The following is a 17,811-nucleotide window of genomic DNA, read 5'->3' as shown; positions in this document are numbered from 1 at the left end:
CGCCACCAGCCCAACCAACGGTATGAGCGAACAACCGAACGTGCGGACCCAGAGCCGGCGTGCCAGCCCGTGGCCGGTGTTCGTCGCACTCGGGTTCGCACTCTCGGAAGTCGGCATCTTCATCGGTCTGTATCCGGTCGCCGTGGGCGGACTTTTGCTTCTCGGTGCGAGCGTCGCCGGCATCCTCCGGGAATCAGGGTATGTCCGTGATCTCTGGCGGCCGCTAACCGGACTCGGTGCGGCGTTTTCCGTTCTCGGTGTCGCCATCGTCGCGACCGTTGTTGACCCGGCGACAGTCGAAATCGTCGCTCTCGTCGAGGAGCCAAGCGGCGTCGTCGGACGTGGGCTGTCGGTCGTTGGAGCGGGTGGGATTCTCGTTGCCGTCGGGTTGACGGGCTCCCTCTTCGAATAACGGGCCGGTCGCCGATTTCCGGTTTCAACAGTCTATTTATCTCCGTCGGCGAACGCGCACGTATGCAACTCGGGGACCTCGATCGCGAGACAGTGCTCGATCTAACGGTCAATGCGATTCCGCTCGCAATCCTGACGTTCTTTTTTGTCGCGTTCGTCGTCGCCAGTCCGTTCGGGTGGAACAGCGTCGCCTCCGGGATTCAGCTTGCGATCGTCGGATCGATGATCGTGCTGCTGGCGGTGCTGTCCTATTATGCCGGCCGGGCCGTCTCGCGAGCGGAAGCCGATGGCGAAGCCGAAGAACCGCCGGGCGTCGTGCCCGAAACCCGGGAATGATCGGGGCCGCTTGAGGAAATACCGGTTAATTTAGCAGGTATACCAAAACGTTTAATTTGAAGTTTGCGCAAATTCTCCGTTGCACGCTACTAAATGGTACTGACGTGTCCGTCAGTCGCCCGCGATGGTGTGTCGACGGTGGCACGCCCCGCCCATCGCTTACGTCCCCGCGCGAGTAGGGCCACCCCGTCTGGTGGTGGGACGCTGCCGTCCGCAGATAAGAGGGATCACACGCCGACAGTGTCACCACCGGCACGCCGAGGACGAAGACAGTCAAACAGGGGAGCGACTACCAACGGCCATTCACACAGCAGCAAACATATGATATCGTACTACCATGCATCCAGCTAATTCGGCGAGCCGACTCGCACAGAGAGACGTGGATCATGTGACGCAAACGCCAGTACGGATACGACTGCCAGACAATGACTGACGCCCAAACCGACGAAGACCACCCGTGGACACAGTCCGTCGACGACATACTCACGTATCACGACGTCTCGACGGACGACGGATTGAGCGGAGGGGAGGTCGAGCACCGACGTGACCAGTACGGCCGGAACGAACTCCGGAAAACCGACCGCAAGCCCTGGTGGAAGATCCTGGTCGAGCAGTTCACCGGCTTCATCATCATCCTGCTGGGGATCGCCGCGATCGGCGCACTCGCGATCGGCGAAACCATCGAGGGGATCTCCGTGGTCGCTGTCCTCGTCATCAACGGCCTCGTCGGGTTCGTGACCGAGATGCGGGCCCGGAACTCGATGGAGAGCCTCCAGGAGATGACCCAGATCGAGACCCGGGTCCGCCGCGACGGGGAGGATCAGGAGATCCCGGCCGAGGAACTCGTCCCGGGGGACGTCGTGATACTTGAGGCCGGCGACATCGTTCCGGCCGACCTCCGGGTGATCGAACCGTCCCGGCTCCAGGCCGACGAGTCGGCCCTCACCGGCGAGAGCGTTCCCGTCGGCAAGACCAGCGAGGCACTCGAGGTGGACGTCCCGCTGGCCGAGCGCTCGAACATGCTGTACAAGGGGACGTACGTGACGCGTGGTTCTGTCGAGGCCGTCGTGGTCTCGACCGGGATGGACACCGAACTCGGGAAGATCTCCCAGTCCCTCCAGGAGGCCGCCGAGGAGAAGACGCCGCTACAGGGGAAACTCGACAGTCTGGGACACAAACTCGTCCCGTTCCTGCTGGTTGTGGCTACGATCGTGCTGATCTCCGGGTGGATCCGCGGTCAGGACCTCCTTCTCATGGTCGAGGAGGCGATCGCGCTGGCGATCGCGACCGTCCCCGAGGGGCTGCCGATCGTCGCCACGCTCGTGCTCGCCCGCGGGATGTGGCGGATGGCCGAGCGCAACGCCCTCATCAGCGATCTCGCGTCCGTCGAGACGCTCGGGTCGACGAACATTATCGCCACGGACAAGACCGGGACGCTGACGGAAAACGAGATGACCGTCAGCCGGTTCGAACTGGCGTCCGGGTCGATCGAAGTCACCGGAACCGGCCTCGACACCGAGGGGTCGTTCCGGCGCGCTGACTCGGCCAGCGATGACGCCGACCACGCGATCGGCGACGGAAGACTCCAACTCGACGAGCCACAGAACCAGCCGTTGCGGGAAGCCCTCGAGGTGGGCGTCCTCTGTAACAACGCCTCCGTGACCGGGACCGACGAGGGAGTTGAGACGACCGGCGACCCGATGGAGGCCGCGCTGTTGATCGCGGGGCTGAAAGCCGGCATCGATCGGGAATCCCTGCTCGATTCGCTGCCGGAAGCCCGGGAGGTCTCCTTCGATCCCTCGGTGAAGATGATGGCGACCTACCACGCAAAGGGCGATCCGTCCGTCGCGACCTACCACGAGGAGGACGGCCACTACCGGGTCGCCGTGAAGGGTGCACCGGAGTCAGTCGTCGAGTCGGCCACCCGGAAGGTGACGAACGAGGGTGTCGCGGACCTCTCCCCCGAGGAAACCGACGAGTGGATCGCAAAGGCCGACCGCATGGCTGCAGACGGTCTTCGCGTCCTCGCACTCGCGCGGAAAACGGTCACGGATACCGAGGACGATCCCTACGGCGACCTCGAGTTGATCGGGCTGGTCGGGATGATCGATCCGCCACGCGAGGAGATCAAGTCGACAATCCAGGGCTGTAAGGACGCCGGAATGCGCGTCGTCATGGTAACCGGCGACCACGCCGGGACGGCGAAAAACATCGCCCGGAGCGTCGGGATCGTCGATTCCGACGATGCCGAAGTCGTCGAGGGCAGCGAACTCGACGACCCGGAGAGCCTCTCGGACGCGGAGAAAGAGCGCTTCGAGGACGCCTCGATCTTCGCCCGGGTCAATCCGGAGAACAAACTCGACCTGATCGACCTCCATCAGCGCGCCGGGTCGATCGTCGCCATGACCGGCGACGGCGTCAACGACTCCCCGGCCCTACAGAAGGCCGACATCGGCGTCGCGATGGGGAAACGCGGCACGCAGGTCGCCCAGGAGGCGGCCGACATGATCCTTAGCGACGACAACTTCGAGAGCATCTATCACGCGGTCCGGGAAGGCCGGATCATCTTCGGCAACATCCGGAAGTTCGTCCTCTATCTCATGTCGTGTAACCTCAGCGAACTCACGACGATTCTGCTCGCGACGTTGTTGGCGTTCCCGCTGCCGCTGCTCCCGCTACAGATTCTGTTCTTGAACGTCGTGACCGACATCTTCCCGGCGTTCGCGCTCGGAGCCTGCGAGGGCGGCGAGGATATCATGCAGCGACCGCCGCGGGACCCGGACGAACCGATCATGACGCGGACCAACTGGACCGAGCTTGGGCTCTATGGCCTGTTCATCTCGGTCTCCGTCGTCGGCGCGTTCGCGATCGCCGGCGGGATGTACGCCGGCGGACTCGGCAGCGAGGCGGCCGTCACCGTCTCTTTCCTCACGCTCGCGTTCGCCCAGCTGTGGCACGTCTTCAACATGCGCGAGCTTACGTCGGGGATCCTCCGAAATGAGGTCACCGAGAATATCTACGTCTGGGGCGCGCTCGCGCTCTCGACGCTGATCCTGCTCGGGGCGACCTACCTGCCCGGCATCTCGCTGGCGCTGAGTACCGCACCGATCGGCCTCGAGGGCTGGGCAGTCGTCCTCGGGATGAGCCTGTTACCGTTGCTCGGCGGTCAGATCGAGCGGGAACTCCGCCGGCACTTCGGGACGCCCAAACTCGGGACGAAACTACACGCGCTGATCTTCGACTGAGGGCGGTACCGATTTCGACGTCACGTCCCTGATTCGACGGACGGAATCGGGAGCGAATGGTGCCTCTAACGCACCCTTTTAGTGGGAACCTCCCGGAGTGTACGCCATGGCAGGCGAACAGCTCGCATTGACGGTTTTGATGGGGGTGTTGTTGGTCGTGGTCGCGGCGTTTCTCACGCGCATTGAAGACTGGCGGAGCTACGCGTCACCGGCGGGCAGTGGCGGAACCGTCAGCGAGACTGGCTACGGTCACCGGGAGAAACCCGCCGGGGTGCTCCGGTGGCTCACGACGGTCGATCACAAGGATATCGGGCTCCTCTATGGCCTGTTTGCGCTGATCGCGCTGGCGGTCGGCGGGCTGGCCGTCGTCGTGATGCGATTGGAACTCGTCACGCCGACCTCGAACATCGTGAGTGCGAGCTTCTACAACGCGTTGCTCACCAGTCACGGCATCACCATGTTGTTTCTCTTCGGGACGCCGATCATCGCGGCCTTTGGCAACTACTTCATCCCACTCCTGATCGGGGCCGACGACATGGCCTTTCCCCGGATCAACGCGATCGCATTCTGGTTGCTACCGCCGGGCGCGTTGCTCATCTGGAGTGGCTTTCTGATTCCCGGGATCGCTCCCTCCCAGGCATCCTGGACGATGTACGCGCCGCTGTCGGTCGAGCAGGCTCACCTCGGGACGGACATGATGTTGCTCGGGCTCCATCTCACCGGGATTTCGGCGACGATGGGGGCGATCAACTTCATCGTCACAATCTTCACCGAACGCGGTGACGACGTTTCCTGGGCGAACCTCGATATCTTCTCCTGGACGATGCTCACCCAGTCGGGAATCATCCTCTTTGCGTTCCCGCTGCTCGGGAGCGCGCTCATCATGCTGTTGCTCGATCGAAACCTCGGGACGATGTTCTTCGCGGTCGGCGCGGGCGATCCGATCCTCTGGCAACACCTCTTCTGGTTCTTCGGTCACCCGGAGGTGTACGTCCTCGTGCTCCCACCGATGGGACTGATAAGCTACATCCTCCCGCGATTTGCCGGGCGGAAACTGTTCGGGTTCAAGTTCGTCGTCTACTCGACGCTGGCGATCGGCGTCCTCTCCTTCGGCGTCTGGGCCCACCACATGTTCGCGACCGGGATCGACCCACGCCTCCGGGCGAGTTTCATGGCAGTCTCGTTAGCGATCGCGGTACCGAGTGCCGTCAAGACGTTCAACTGGATCACGACGATGTGGAACGGCCGCATCAGGCTGACGACCCCGATGCTGTTTTGTATCGGGTTCGTGGCGAACTTCATCATCGGCGGGGTGACCGGCGTGTTCCTCGCGTCGATCCCGATCGACCTGATCCTGACTGACACCTACTACGTCGTCGGCCACTTCCATTACATCATCATGGGCGCGATCGCGTTTGCGGTGTTCGCGGGCATCTATTACTGGTTCCCCATCTTTACGGGCCGGATGTACCAGCGGACACTGGGGAAGTGGCACTTCTGGCTGTCGATGATCGGCACGAACGTGACCTTTTTCGCCATGATCCTGCTGGGCTACTTCGGCTTGCCACGGCGGTACGCGACCTACGGCGCGATCACGGTCGGCCCGATCGAGGTGATTACGCTCCTCCATCAGGCGGCCACCGTCGGGGCTCTGATCCTGCTAGTGGGCCAACTCATCTTCGTCTGGAACGTCCTCCAGTCGTGGCTCGACGGCCCGAAACTCACGGACGGCGACCCGTGGGACCTCAAAGACGAGGGGCTGTTCACCCGTGAGTTCGCCTGGAACGAGGCTCGAATCGCCGAAGACGATACGCAAGCGGACGCGGATCTGTGGGCCGACGGCGGCGAGCGTGAGACAAACGAGTGACGGCTGCGGTCTGAAAGGCGGCGCACACGATCTGAAATCGCGGTTTCTCTTCCCCGTCCGAGTTTTCACCGGCCAATAGAAGCGACGCAGGATCCACTCGATGCAGGAGCGTCACAGGACTGGCTTATCCAAGCACGAGCATGAACGCGGCGACCCCCATCATCACCGCGATCGCGACGAGCGCCACGAGCATGAGTTCTTTTTCGGACATACTCCCTGATACCCGCCGGGAGTGAAAAGCCTAATCGCCTCCGGCACATATCGGGGGGTGTGTCGACTTCCAGTCCGATCCGTGGCCGTCGCGTGGTCGTCGGGGTGTACCTGATTATCACCGTGATTGCCGGGGTGATGGGGGCGATCCTGGGCGCGGCGCGGCCGGACGTCGTCGAGCCGGAGCTGTTCGGCGTCATCGCGCTCCCGCCGACAGCCCTGGGGATGGCTATCTATGGCATGGTCACCATCGGCCTCGGCCTTGGCGTGCTGTTGGTCGCCGTCTCGTATGTTGCCGACCGGTTCGACACCCGCGATCCTGGCAAGTAGTGATCACCGCATAGCGGCCAAGAGAGTCCAGAGCGCTGTCGAAATCATCGTCCGACCACCGCGACCGGTCCCTTCAAGCGGCCTGCGATCCGAACCAGCCACCATGAGCGGGCACCACGGGCACGATAGAAGTGACGTCACCGCCGCAGTTCTGACAATCTCGTCGAGTCGTTCTCTCGACGCTGACGACAGCGGAGATGCGATCATCACGGCGCTCGAAGACGCGGGCCACACCGTCAGCACGCGTGATCTGGTTGCCGACGACGTCGACGCCATTCGCGAGCGCGTGGGAACCTTCGCCGGCCGTGAAGACGTAGACGTGATCATTACCACCGGCGGCACCGGCGTCACTCCCGACGACGTGACCATCGAAGCACTTACACCGCTGTTCGACCGGGAACTTCCGGGATTCGGCGAACGCTTCAGGGCACGATCGGTCGAACAGGCAGGACCACACGCGATGTTGACTCGGGCCACCGCAGGAATTGTCGACGACGTTCCGGTCTTCTGTCTCCCCGGCAGCGAGTCCGCGGCGGACTTCGGGACAGCCGAACTCGTCATGCCAGTACTGGGCCACCTCGTTGGGCTCCTGGCCCATGAGAGCTAAGTCGACGCCGGCTGTAGCGAGTGTCGTAGACGACACCTACAAGCGCCCCTATCCGCAAGTGTGTTCATGCAGCTCATCGGGGTCACCGGCCCGTCGAACGCAGGCAAGACGACGCTCGTCGAAGCGCTCGTCGAACGATTGAGCGAGCGCGGGACCGTCGGAACGGTCAAGCACGTCGATTGCGAGCCGACCATTGATACCGAGGGGAAAGACACTGCCCGCCACCGGGCGGCCGGTGCCGAGCGAACCTACGGGATCGCCGACGGATCGTGGTTTGGGACCGGTGAGTCAACCACGCTCCATGACGCCCTCGAGGAGCTCTCGACGGACTGTGACTACGCCGTCGTCGAAGGATATGCCGAGATGGACCTTCCGCAGATCGTGCTGGGCGAGGATGACGCTACGGCGGTCCTTGCCGCCGAAAGTGTCGCGGACATCGACGTCGATGATGCGGTCAACGCGATCGAGTCCGTCGAACCATACGAGACGCTTCCGTCGCTGGTTGCCGACGTCAAACGTTCCGCCGACGCCGACCGGGCCGGTGCGATCGCGACGTTTACCGGTCGGGTCCGCCGGAAGGATAGCCCGGACGACGACCCGACCGAATACCTCGAATTCGAGCGCTACGACGAGGTCGCAACGGAGCAGCTGGCGACGATCCGTGAGGAACTGTGCGACCGAGATGGCGTCTTTGACGTCCGCCTCCATCATCGCACGGGAGTCGTCGAAGCGGGCGAGGATGTCGTCTACGTGGTCGTGCTCGCCGGGCATCGCAAAGAGGCATTCAGAACAGTCGAGGACGGGATCGACCGGGTCAAGGACGAAGTCCCGCTGTTCAAGAAGGAAGTCACCGTCTCCGAGGAGTTCTGGGCCCACGAGCGATGACCGACGACCGTTCAATCCGTGGCGTCGTCCTCGCTGGCGGGGAGAGTTCGCGCTTTGCGGACGGGGACAAGGCGTTCGCGACCGTCGGCGGCGAACCCATCCTTGGACGGGTACTCCAGACCGTCTCAGCAGCGACGGACGCTTCAGCGCTGGTGGTCGTCCCTGATCGCGAACAGGGCGAATCGATCGCCGATCGGCTCGGTGGCGACGGATATCCGACGGAGAACCTCTCTTTTGCGGTCGACGACGAGCGGTTCGACGGGCCGCTCGGGGGCGTCATGGGAGCCGCAAGACAGGCGGACGCCGAGTGGCTGTTCGTGACTGGCTGTGACATGCCGCTGCTCGACGTCGCGGCAGTGCGATGGTTCCTGGAAGACGACTCGGCGGCGGACGCACTCGTTCCCCGGACCGCCGGCGGTCGCGAACCCTTGCACGGACGCTATCGCCGGACCGCGATTCTCGAAGCCGGCCAAGACCTCCCCGCGTCCGCAGGGCTCCACGCGCTGCTCGGTGACCTATCGACCGTCGAGGACGTCAGTATCGATACCGGCCCCTCGACGCTGGAACGCTCGCTCACGAACGTCAACACAGTGGGAGACCTCCAGGCGATCAACGACGGGGGCTCCACCGGGGAGCAGCATCCAAACTAGAGGCGGTCACACGGCCAAGGTGCCCCATCAGCCGAGCCTTCTTACCCGGCGGCACCTCACTATCACACATGACCGATACGTCCGGGAGGGATCCGGGTGAGCGGTGACCGACACGAGGCGGGGTTCAAACGGCAGGCGTCAGTCGACGCGGCCCGGGAACAGTTGCGATCACTCGTCGAGCCGGTCGACCGTACCGAGAGAATGCCGACCGAAGCGGCTGGCGGGCGTGTGATCGCGGCGGAAATCACGCCGAAGCGGCCGGTCCCACACTACGACCGGGCGGCGATGGACGGGTTCGCCGTCACCGCCGAGGAGACGGTCGGGGCGAGCGAACGCGCTCCGGCGCGACTCGAAGCGGCCGAGAGCATGGGGCCCGGACAGGCCGTCCGGGTCCACACTGGCAGCGAGATGCCCGACACTGCCGACGCCGTCGTCCGCGTCGAGGACGTCACCGAACGGACTGACGGCCTCGCTATCGAGACGGCTGTCACACCAGGGGAAAACGTCGCCCCGACCGGCGAGGACGTCGCCGCCGACACGACGCTGTTCGAGCCCGGTGACCGCCTTCGACCGTCGGATCTAGGCGTCCTCAAAGCAACGGGGATCGGGACGGTACCGGTCTACGAGCGTCCCGAGATCGCCGTCATTCCGACGGGGGAAGAAGTGGTCGAATCCGATCCCGGCCCGGGCGAGATCGTCGAGACCAACGGGCTCGTCGTCACACGGTTGGTCGAACGGTGGGGCGGCGATCCGCGGTACCGAGATATCGTCACCGACGATCAGCAAGTCCTCGCCGACGCGATCGAGCGCGACCTCGACGCCGACGTGATCGTCACCACCGGCGGCTCCTCGGTCGGCGAACGTGATCTCCTGCCGGAGGTCCTCGCGGAGCTCGGAGACGTGGCAGTCCACGGCGTCGCGCACAAACCCGGCCATCCGGTCGGCTTTGGCAGCGTCGAGGAGACGCCGGTGCTCATGCTGCCCGGTTATCCGGTCTCCGCGCTCGTCAACGCCGTCCAGTTGCTGTATCCAGCCGTCGCGTGGGCCGGGAATCGGGAGCCGGCCGACCCGCCGACCACAGCGGGCGAACTGACACGCAAGATCGCCAGCGAACCGGGCGTCCGCAGCTACGTTCGCGTTCGCCACGTCGCCGAGGGTGTCGAACCAATCCGATCCGGTGGGGCGGGCGTCCTGTCGAGCGTCTCGGCGGCGGATGGGTGGGTCGTCGTCCCGGAATCACAGGAGGGAATCGAGGCCGGAGCGACGGTCAGCGTCGAGGACTGGGAGTGGTCGCCGTGACTGATCGACGGGAATTCCGTGATCTGGCCTCGGGGGAGGAATTAGCCGCGACGATCACCGGTCTCGAACTCGAAGCCGGGACGGAACGAGCCAGCCTTGAAAATGCCCGTGGGCGAGTGCTCGCCGAGCGGATCACGGCCGAAATTGACGTGCCAGGCTTCGACCGTGCAGCGATGGACGGCTACGCGGTCAAAGCCGGTGACACCGTCGACGCGGGCGAGGCGTCCCCCGTCGATCTTGAGACAGTTGGGACGCTCCATGCGGGGGAGAACCCGACAAAATCGATCGAGGCGGGCGAGGCGGTCGAGATCTCGACCGGTGCGGTTCTGCCGCCGGGCGCGGACGCGGTCGTCGTGGTCGAGGCGACGAGCGAGCGTGGGGACAACGTGGCTATCCGGGACGCAGTGACGCCCGGCGAGAACGTCATGCCGGCGGGGGCCGACGTGGCGGCCGGCCGGCGCGTCCTCGGTCCGGGAACGCGACTGACGCCCCGTGAGATCGGGCTGTTGTCGGCGATCGGTTGTGACGCAGTTACGGTTCGAGAACCGCCGACGGTCGGCATTATCTCGACCGGTGACGAACTGGTCCGTCCCGACGATACTCTCGACAGTGCCGCCGGACAGATCCACGACGTCAACAGCTACACGATCGCCGCAGCAGTCGAAGAAGCGGGCGGCATTGCTCGGGTGTACCCACACGTCGGCGACGACGAGGGGTCGATCGCGGATACACTCACCCAGGCGGCAAACGAGTGTGACCTCGTGCTCTCCTCGGGATCGACGAGCGCGAGTACGATGGACGTCATCTATCGGGTGATCGAGCAGCGTGGGGAGTTGCTGCTTCACGGTACAGCAGTCAAACCGGGGAAGCCCACGATCGTCGGGGAGTTTGAGGACGCGGCGTACATCGGGCTTCCCGGATATCCGGTGTCCGCGCTCACGATATTCCGGGTGTTCGTCGCGCCGGCGATCCGCGCGGCCGCCGGACTCCCTGATCGCCGGACGGCGACCGTCGAGGCCGACATGGCAACTCGCGCACGCTTCGAGGAAGGACGACGGCGCTTTCTCTCGGTCGCACTCGTCGAAGATGGGGACGGACGGACGCTCGCGTATCCCGTCGACAAGGGCAGCGGCGCGACCACGACACTGGTCGACGCCGACGGCGTGGTCGACGTCGACGCCCAAACTGCGTACCTCGATCCGGACGAGTCCGTCACCGTCGAACTGTTCTCGGCTGCCGCCGCCATCCCGTCGTTGCTCGGGGCCGGCGAAGGCGACCCACACCTGTGGGATCTGCTGGACCAACTCGACCGACCTCGGTATCTCGCTGAGGGATCGCGGACCGGCGTCCGCCTGCTCGAAGACGGCGTCACGGATGTGGCCGTGATCGCCGGTCCCATCGAAGCCCCGGCAGACAGCGAGGTCCTTGATTCCTGGGAGCGCGAGTGGGGGCTGGCCGTTCCCACCGGCAATCCGGACGACGTGACCGGTCTCGATGACCTGATCGACGGCGATCTCCTCGTGGCGACGGTCGATTCCCAGTGGGGACTCGCTGGGAGTTTCGACGCGGCGATCGGCGAACTCGCGAATTCTCGTGATGAGGCGCAAGCCACGCTCCAGCGTTCGCTCCGGACGATCGAGACGCGATCGTTCGAGAGCCCCGCGCGGCGGGTGGTTGCCGGGGACGCCGACGTTGGGGTCACACTGGCGGAAACCGCTGCGGACCTGGACGTGACGTTCGTGTCACTCGGAACAGAGCGCGTCGAGATCGTTGCGGCGTCAGACCGACTGGAGAAACCCGGTGTCCGGACATTGCGCGACCGTCTGGCGAGTGAGTGAATCGGCCGAACGGGACGGAACGGGACCGACCCGCCGGGGCGAGCGTCAGTCCGGATCGGGATCGAAGAGATCAGGACGGGCGTCGCCCTCGGCTTCGACGACGGCCAGGAGCCCTTTCCGGGCGACCCGCGAGAGGGCGTGATCGACGAGTTTCACCGGACCGGGGACCTCGAAGTGCATCGTCGCGATGGTCGCCGAGCCGGGCATGACGGGCGTCGTCTGAATGTTTCGATGGGGCTGGCCCCCGATCCCACCCTGGGGATGGACTTCGTCCCAGACACACCCGATCGGGTGGAAACTCGACGTGAGGTTCGGACCGCCGTTGACGAAGTACACGCGGGCGGTGTCGCCGACGTCGACGGTTACCGGGCCATACCGATTCTCCGTGATAGCGCGGCTCTCACCGTTCATGAGCACGTACGTCGGCTCTTCGGCCGTCATCGCATCCATGTCGAAGTCGTGGTGGCCATCCTGGGAGACGTCGCCTGTGGTATAGAGTTCGTTCTGGCCGAAGTAGAGTTCGTGATCGACCTCGGGAAGCCCGTCCTCGGGTTCGACGAGAATGAGACCGTACATCCCCGAGGCGATGTGATAGTCCAGGTTCGGAACGGCACAGTGATAGATGAATGCGCCGGGGTAGGTCGCCTTGAACTGGAACGTCTCGGTTTCGCCGGGGGCGACCATCGACGCCTCGGCCCCGCCACCTGGCCCCCTGACCGCGTGGAGGTCGATGTTGTGGGGCATCGTGTTGTCCTCGTGGCTGGTGACCGTCATATTCACCGTGTCACCTTTGCGGACTCGGATCAGTGGCCCCGGAACCTGGTTGTCGAAGGTCATGTACGTGTAAGTGACGCCCGGCTCGACTTCGGCGACGAGTTCGCGCGTTTCGAGTTCGACGTTGACTGTCGTCGGCGAGGATCGATCGATCGGATCAGGGACGTCGGTCGGATCGGCGGCGATACGGTCGACGTCTGTCGTCTGGGGATCGTTCATGCGTGGTTCGGTGGGTGACGTATTCTCGGCAGGCTGGTCGTCGGTGTCGCTCGACGCACCACAGCCGGCGAGGGCCGCGGCGCCGCCGACTCCGAGGGCCTGGAGAACGCGCCGTCGTGTGGCGACCGGGATAGATGACATCAGTCTGTGCCTCTATCGAACGTCGTCGACGGACATCGAAAGGAGTTGAGCAGAACATGTTCGGATGGTGCGGCGTCGAATACTAGCGCGAGACCTGGACAGGTAGCACCACTCGATAGGTCCAGCGCAGACCGAGTGGCGAGACGAACAAGTTCGGGAGAACGCGAATACCGGGGAATCCACAAGGAACCCCATGGAGCAACACGCCGACGCTCACGAGGCAACGCTCGACGCCCGAGAGATCGACGGCGAACCTTTCGAGGCAATCATGGACGGCCTGGCAACGCTCTCAGAAGATGGATCGTTCCTGTTGATCAATAGCTTTGAGCCCGAGCCGCTGTACGACGTTCTTCAAGCCCGCGGGTTCACCCATGAGACCGAGCAAGTCGGTCCACAGGAGTACCACGTCGAGATCCGGCACGCCTGAACGTCGAGGACGCCAAGATTTTCCCCGGATCGTTCCAAGAAAAAAGCGATGGCACGGATCGAGCGACTCCGCGTATTCCCGGTCAAGGGACTCGACGGGATCGACGTCGAAACCGCTCACGTTCTCGAAGGAGGGACGCTCGAGCACGACCGGGAGTATGCACTGTTTGACGCCGACGGCGAGGTCTTCAACGGCAAGCGGACCGATCGAATCCACGAGTTGACGACCGATTTCGAGACGGCGACCGGTGTATTGACGGTCGAAACCCCTGCCGGCGACCAACGAGAGTTCGACCTCGACGTGGAGGATGATCGTCGGCAGGCGGAGTCGTGGTTCGGCGAGTTTTTCGAGGCCGACCTGACGCTACGCCGGGACGAGTCCCTGGGATTCGTCGACCGCCGGGACATGGGGCCGTCGGTCGTCTCCACGGCGACCCTAGAGGCAGTCGCGTCGTGGTTCGACGAGTTGACAGTCGAGAGTGTGCGCCGCAGACTCCGGGCCAACGTCGAAGTTTCCGGCGTGCCCGCGTTCTGGGAGGACCGCTTTGTCGGCGATGAGGCCCCCATTTTCGAGGCTGCCGACGTCCGGTTCGACGGTGTGACGCCGTGCGGGAGATGTGTCGTTCCCGAACGCGATCCCGACACCGGGGAGCCGACGCCCGCGTTCCGCGAACGGTTCGTCGAAATGCGCGAGCAGACCTTCCCCGACTGGGCCGACGAAGACGCGTTCGATCACTACTACACGCTGATGCTCATCGCGTCGATTCCCAAGTCCGACAGGGAATCGGAGATCGCGGTCGGCGACCCGGTCAAGGTCCTCGGATGACGACCGGCGGAATATGTTCGGGGGAATCGCTTCACGGCCACATCCCAGAAGACGCCTGTATGCCAGCAACCACGCTAGATCTCAGGGACGTGCCGCCGCCGGAGCGCCATCCGAAGATTCACGACGCATTCGAGGACCTAGAGGGTGGCGAGTCCCTCGAAATCATCAACGACCACGAACCGAAACCGCTGTTTTATGAATTCCAGGCCGAAGTCGACGCCTTCGACGCGGACAACTACGAGGTAGCGTGTCAGGGCGAGGGCAAATTCGTCGCGAAGTTGCCGAAGAAGTGACGTACCGGTAGTGTTCAAATAAGGAATTGACCGGAATGAGACGACTCTGAAAGCCCTCACCAGTTCCAGTCCCGCGACTCGCTGTGCGCTTCGGCCGCTTTGCGGCCTGCAGTGCTTGCTTCGTCGGGGTTCCCGAAACTGGCTCGCCCTTTCATTCCGCCAGGATCCGGCTGAAAAGCAGGAGAAACAAACTCTTTGCTCGGTGCTTATCTGAACACTACCGACGTACCACGGGGCAGTTTTAAGCGGGCACACAACAATGTCGTCGCTGTTCCTCAGTCCGCGGTTTCCGGAGCTCCATCGGGGAGCGCACCGTCGTAGCCCTCGGGAACGTACGCACAGAGTGGATCGCTCGCCATTGGATCGCCCGTAGTCGCGAACGCTCGCGAGCGACTGCCACCACAGACGAATCGGAACTCACAGGCCCCACACTTCCCGGAGAGTTCATCAGGATCCCGGAGTCGCTCGAAGAGGTCCCCGTTGCGGTAGATGTCGACGACACTCGTCTCGCGGACGTTGCCGGCTGACTGCGGGAGGAAGCCTGACGGGAACACCTCGCCGGTGTGACTGACGAACGCGAAGCCGTTGCCGGCGGTGATTCCCGTCGACCGATCCCCGCTTGATGAGTGACGCTGCTGCCCCATGGGCGGGTGACCACCTGCTCTATCTTGCCGTCGTTGGAGCGCAACTCGTCGGTAGTGCGGCGCTTCGGTCGTCTTGATGCCGAAGTCAGCGTCTCGCTGGACACCAGCGAGCCACTCCATCACGTCTTCGGCACGCTCTGGCGAGATCGGATCGAGTACCGTCCCGCGGCCGATCGGCACGAGGAAGAACACCGACCATAGCACCGCGCCCAGATCAGCTACCAGGTCGCGGATCGCCGGCAGCTCGTCGACAGTCTCCGCACAGACCGTCGTGTTGACCTGCAACGGCAGCCCCTTCTCGCGAGCGGTCCGTGCAGCGGCGATCGTCTGCTCGAAACTCCCCGCTTCCTGGCGGAACTCGTCGTGTGATTCGGCATCCGGGCCGTCCAGGCTGACTGCCATCCGCCGGAGACCGGCATCCGCCAGCGCGTCGATGCGTTCAGGCGTCAGCGAGGCCGTCCCACTCGGCGTCAGCGTCATCCGGAGTCCCTGGTCAGTTCCGTACTCGACGAGTTCGGTGACGTCGTCCCGGTAGAGCGGGTCCCCACCGGAGAGGACGACAAGTTGGTCGTCGCCGAATTCCGACGCGTCGGCGAGCAACTGCTTTCCTTCCGCTGTCGTGAGTTCGTCGGGGTGACGGCGGTCTTCGGCCTCGGCACGGCAGTGTTTGCAGGCGAGATCACACGCCTGGGTGAGCTCCCAGATGAGGACGATCGGGCGCTCGCTCGGATCGATATCGGTCGGTCGCACGTCAGCCCCCTCCCACGGGCAGAGACGGCTCGGCGGAATCACGGGTGAAGCAGTCACCAGTATTGGCCATACCGATATGTTTCACTCAGGGATAGTGGCAACCTTCCCGAATATGTTCAATACGGTACTCCTCCGTTTGGAGGGCAGCACCTTCCACCTCCATTAGCACAACTCACTCACGAGTTACGATGGATTGAATGCTATCAGAAAACAGGAATGGCGTCCCCGAATGCGACGCTTCTCGATTGATAGGAGCGAACAATCCGGGCTACAGCGATCGACTGACGTAGAGATCACCGTTCACACTGTCGCCGTTTGGTACCGACTTGAGGTCTCCGTGAAACTGGTTACTCGAATATGTAGGCTGACCCTGCATCCTCACCGTTGGGATCATCATCACCAGGTGCCCCAGCGACGGCCGTCGATCCGTCACCTGACAGTGCCATCGAGAAGCCGAGCTGGTCTCCCGTATCGCTATCGTCGGCTGCCAGTTTCGCTTCCTGGGTCCAGTCCCCATCAGCCTTAGTAAACACGTATGCCGAACCGCTTGAGAATGTGCCCGATTTCGTGGCGGTGGTCGCACTGACGGTCGCAATTGCGCTGTTATCGGATATAGCGACAGACCTGCCAAAGAAGTCACCAGCACCGCGATCGGAGGGCACTAGCTTTGCTTCTTGTGTCCAGGACCCGCCTGTCTTCGAAAAGACGTATGCCGACCCCGAATCATTGAGCATATCCTCCTCGAAAGGGACCCCGACGATGGCGGTTGATCCGTCACCTGCTACCGTCACTGACCAGCCGAACCCGCCTGTGACATTGCCATCGTCAATGGCCAATTTGGCTTCTTGCGTCCAGGATCCCCCTGTTTTCGAAAACAGGTACGCCGAGGTTCCACCGGAGGTTCCGGCAATCGCGACCGATCCATCACGTGAGGTGGCCACTGGATTCCCAAGCCCGTCTTTTGGTTCGCCATCGTCGGCGGACAGTTTCGCTTCTTGCGACCATGATCCACTCGATTGTGAAAATACGTACGCTGCGCCTGCGGAGGTCCCGTTCGGATCCGCATCCCAGGAGGCCCCGATGATCGCCGTCGATCCGTCTCCGGATATCGCCACCGACCTGCCGAATCGATCCCCTGCATCGCCATCGCTGGCTGCGAGCTTCGTTTCGCGGGTCCAATCTTCACCCGCCTTTGCAAACACGTATGCCGAACCCGCCGTCGGGCCGTTCGGATCCTCGTCACCAGGAGCCCCGATGATGGCTATCGACCCGTCACCTGATATTGTCACTGACATGCCGAACCAGTCCTCCAAATCGCCATCAGTAGGGGCGAGTTTTGTTTCCTGGATCCAGGACCCGCCAGCGTTCGAATACACGTATGCCGACCCCGAACCTCTCCCGTTTGGATCTTCATCAGCGTTGGTCCCAACGACAACTGTTGACCCGTCTCCCGACACCGCCACTGATTGGCCCAAGGAGTCGTCTGCGTCGCCATCACCAGCCGATAGTTTCGTGGTTTGAGTGGACGGCGGTGTGGGTGGCGCGGTGGGAGACCGTCCTTCAGTGTGCTGTGAAGTGATACTCGAATTGTGGTCTGAACGAGTGTCCGTCTCTGTATTCGTTGTATCGCTAGAGAGGGTATTACAACCCGCGAGAGCCGTAATCCCAAGGACACCGAGACGTTCAAGGACATGTCGTCGTCGTCGCTGTTCCATAGCCGCTAATAAAAGATCAAATACAAATACCTATTGTTTTTAATTTTCCGTTAGGAAGTGTATTGCAACAAGACAACGGTGTTTTCGCTGTTCGATATGATTCAGGGAAGCGCTGCCCGGGTTGTGTCGTCTCGTTCGACGTAGAGGGTTTTGACGCCCGGAATAGATTCAATTTCCCGGAACACGTCGATGATGGCCTCCTCGCTTTCGATCCGATCGGGGGCGACGACAAGCCAGACCGAGTGCTCACCGACGAACAGCAGTTCGACCGGACTCTCCGCCTGGTCGGCCGTGAGATCCGCGATCGTTTGTCTAACCGCCATTGCGATCGTGTCTGTGGTCATT

At 63.2% G+C, this 17,811-nt stretch carries 17 protein-coding genes; 13 read left to right on the top strand and 4 right to left on the bottom strand.

Annotated elements, in window-relative coordinates:
* Positions 1-22 precede the first annotated feature (22 nt).
* From SVXhr_RS07005 to SVXhr_RS06960, 10 genes are all read left to right on the top strand, one after another.
* Positions 23-412: a cox cluster protein gene (locus tag SVXhr_RS07005; RefSeq protein WP_275740725.1), complete on the top strand. Its 390-nt coding sequence runs from the start codon at positions 23-25 to the stop codon at positions 410-412.
* 62 nt (positions 413-474) lie between these two features.
* Positions 475-747, top strand: coding sequence for a DUF6684 family protein (locus SVXhr_RS07000; RefSeq protein WP_275740723.1), 273 nt, complete (start codon positions 475-477; stop codon positions 745-747).
* Positions 748-1,172: 425 nt separating this feature from the next.
* Complete coding sequence (locus tag SVXhr_RS06995) at positions 1,173-3,992, top strand: HAD-IC family P-type ATPase (RefSeq protein WP_275740721.1); 2,820 nt, start codon at positions 1,173-1,175, stop codon at positions 3,990-3,992.
* Positions 3,993-4,098: 106 nt separating this feature from the next.
* A complete protein-coding gene (locus SVXhr_RS06990; RefSeq protein ID WP_275740719.1) occupies positions 4,099-5,859 on the top strand; it encodes a cbb3-type cytochrome c oxidase subunit I in 1,761 nt (586 codons plus the stop codon).
* Positions 5,860-6,129: 270 nt separating this feature from the next.
* Positions 6,130-6,399, top strand: a complete 270-nt coding sequence (locus SVXhr_RS06985) for a hypothetical protein (protein WP_275740717.1) — start codon at positions 6,130-6,132, stop codon at positions 6,397-6,399.
* A 103-nt stretch (positions 6,400-6,502) separates the two neighbouring features.
* On the top strand, positions 6,503-7,006 hold the full coding sequence (locus tag SVXhr_RS06980; protein ID WP_275740715.1) for a MogA/MoaB family molybdenum cofactor biosynthesis protein: 504 nt from the start codon (positions 6,503-6,505) through the stop codon (positions 7,004-7,006).
* Between the two features lie 66 nt (positions 7,007-7,072).
* The gene (locus tag SVXhr_RS06975; RefSeq protein ID WP_275740713.1) at positions 7,073-7,891 is read left to right on the top strand and encodes a molybdopterin synthase; all 819 of its coding nucleotides are present in this window, start codon (positions 7,073-7,075) and stop codon (positions 7,889-7,891) included.
* Complete coding sequence (locus SVXhr_RS06970) at positions 7,888-8,541, top strand: molybdenum cofactor guanylyltransferase (RefSeq protein WP_275740711.1); 654 nt, start codon at positions 7,888-7,890, stop codon at positions 8,539-8,541. Before SVXhr_RS06975 ends, SVXhr_RS06970 begins: the two co-directional genes overlap by 4 nt.
* Positions 8,542-8,637: 96 nt before the next feature.
* Positions 8,638-9,840, top strand: a complete 1,203-nt coding sequence (locus tag SVXhr_RS06965; RefSeq protein WP_275740709.1) for a molybdopterin molybdotransferase MoeA — start codon at positions 8,638-8,640, stop codon at positions 9,838-9,840.
* Positions 9,837-11,678 (top strand): molybdopterin biosynthesis protein, encoded by a 1,842-nt coding sequence (locus SVXhr_RS06960; protein ID WP_275740707.1) that lies wholly within the window; start codon positions 9,837-9,839, stop codon positions 11,676-11,678. Before SVXhr_RS06965 ends, SVXhr_RS06960 begins: the two co-directional genes overlap by 4 nt.
* A gap of 45 nt (positions 11,679-11,723) precedes the next feature.
* Here SVXhr_RS06960 and nirK read toward each other — a convergent pair whose 3' ends face one another.
* Positions 11,724-12,812 (bottom strand): copper-containing nitrite reductase, encoded by a 1,089-nt coding sequence (nirK, locus tag SVXhr_RS06955; protein WP_275740704.1) that lies wholly within the window; start codon positions 12,810-12,812, stop codon positions 11,724-11,726.
* A 193-nt stretch (positions 12,813-13,005) separates the two neighbouring features.
* Here nirK and SVXhr_RS06950 point away from each other — a divergent pair, with 193 nt between their 5' ends.
* The 3 genes from SVXhr_RS06950 to SVXhr_RS06940 are packed head-to-tail and all read left to right on the top strand — an operon-like array spanning position 13,006 to position 14,357.
* Positions 13,006-13,239: a DUF2249 domain-containing protein gene (locus SVXhr_RS06950; RefSeq protein WP_275740703.1), complete on the top strand. Its 234-nt coding sequence runs from the start codon at positions 13,006-13,008 to the stop codon at positions 13,237-13,239.
* Positions 13,240-13,287: 48 nt separating this feature from the next.
* Positions 13,288-14,064 (top strand): MOSC N-terminal beta barrel domain-containing protein, encoded by a 777-nt coding sequence (locus SVXhr_RS06945; RefSeq protein WP_275740702.1) that lies wholly within the window; start codon positions 13,288-13,290, stop codon positions 14,062-14,064.
* 59 nt (positions 14,065-14,123) lie between these two features.
* On the top strand, positions 14,124-14,357 hold the full coding sequence (locus SVXhr_RS06940; RefSeq protein WP_275740700.1) for a DUF2249 domain-containing protein: 234 nt from the start codon (positions 14,124-14,126) through the stop codon (positions 14,355-14,357).
* Positions 14,358-14,632: 275 nt separating this feature from the next.
* Here SVXhr_RS06940 and SVXhr_RS06935 read toward each other — a convergent pair whose 3' ends face one another.
* The 3 genes from SVXhr_RS06935 to SVXhr_RS06925 all read right to left on the bottom strand — a co-directional run bounded on the left by SVXhr_RS06935 (position 14,633) and on the right by SVXhr_RS06925 (position 17,810).
* Positions 14,633-15,751 (bottom strand): TIGR04053 family radical SAM/SPASM domain-containing protein, encoded by a 1,119-nt coding sequence (locus tag SVXhr_RS06935; RefSeq protein WP_275740698.1) that lies wholly within the window; start codon positions 15,749-15,751, stop codon positions 14,633-14,635.
* 347 nt (positions 15,752-16,098) lie between these two features.
* Positions 16,099-17,331, bottom strand: a complete 1,233-nt coding sequence (locus SVXhr_RS06930) for an FG-GAP repeat protein (protein ID WP_275740886.1) — start codon at positions 17,329-17,331, stop codon at positions 16,099-16,101.
* A 236-nt stretch (positions 17,332-17,567) separates the two neighbouring features.
* A complete protein-coding gene (locus SVXhr_RS06925; RefSeq protein WP_275740696.1) occupies positions 17,568-17,810 on the bottom strand; it encodes a hypothetical protein in 243 nt (80 codons plus the stop codon).
* Position 17,811: the final 1 nt, after the last annotated feature.

It is taken from the genome of Halorhabdus sp. SVX81, assembly GCF_029207715.1.
Lineage (GTDB): Archaea > Halobacteriota > Halobacteria > Halobacteriales > Haloarculaceae > Halorhabdus.
This window is presented reverse-complemented; position numbering and strand designations above follow the sequence as displayed.

Coding starts and splice junctions, on each gene's coding strand:
- SVXhr_RS07005 (WP_275740725.1), top strand. CDS start 23: ATGAGCGAACAACCGAACGTGCGGACCCAGAGCCGGCGTGCCAGCCCG.
- SVXhr_RS07000 (WP_275740723.1), top strand. CDS start 475: ATGCAACTCGGGGACCTCGATCGCGAGACAGTGCTCGATCTAACGGTC.
- SVXhr_RS06995 (WP_275740721.1), top strand. CDS start 1,173: ATGACTGACGCCCAAACCGACGAAGACCACCCGTGGACACAGTCCGTC.
- SVXhr_RS06990 (WP_275740719.1), top strand. CDS start 4,099: ATGGCAGGCGAACAGCTCGCATTGACGGTTTTGATGGGGGTGTTGTTG.
- SVXhr_RS06980 (WP_275740715.1), top strand. CDS start 6,503: ATGAGCGGGCACCACGGGCACGATAGAAGTGACGTCACCGCCGCAGTT.
- SVXhr_RS06975 (WP_275740713.1), top strand. CDS start 7,073: ATGCAGCTCATCGGGGTCACCGGCCCGTCGAACGCAGGCAAGACGACG.
- SVXhr_RS06970 (WP_275740711.1), top strand. CDS start 7,888: ATGACCGACGACCGTTCAATCCGTGGCGTCGTCCTCGCTGGCGGGGAG.
- nirK (WP_275740704.1), bottom strand. CDS start 12,812: ATGTCATCTATCCCGGTCGCCACACGACGGCGCGTTCTCCAGGCCCTC.
- SVXhr_RS06950 (WP_275740703.1), top strand. CDS start 13,006: ATGGAGCAACACGCCGACGCTCACGAGGCAACGCTCGACGCCCGAGAG.
- SVXhr_RS06945 (WP_275740702.1), top strand. CDS start 13,288: ATGGCACGGATCGAGCGACTCCGCGTATTCCCGGTCAAGGGACTCGAC.
- SVXhr_RS06940 (WP_275740700.1), top strand. CDS start 14,124: ATGCCAGCAACCACGCTAGATCTCAGGGACGTGCCGCCGCCGGAGCGC.
- SVXhr_RS06925 (WP_275740696.1), bottom strand. CDS start 17,810: ATGACCACAGACACGATCGCAATGGCGGTTAGACAAACGATCGCGGAT.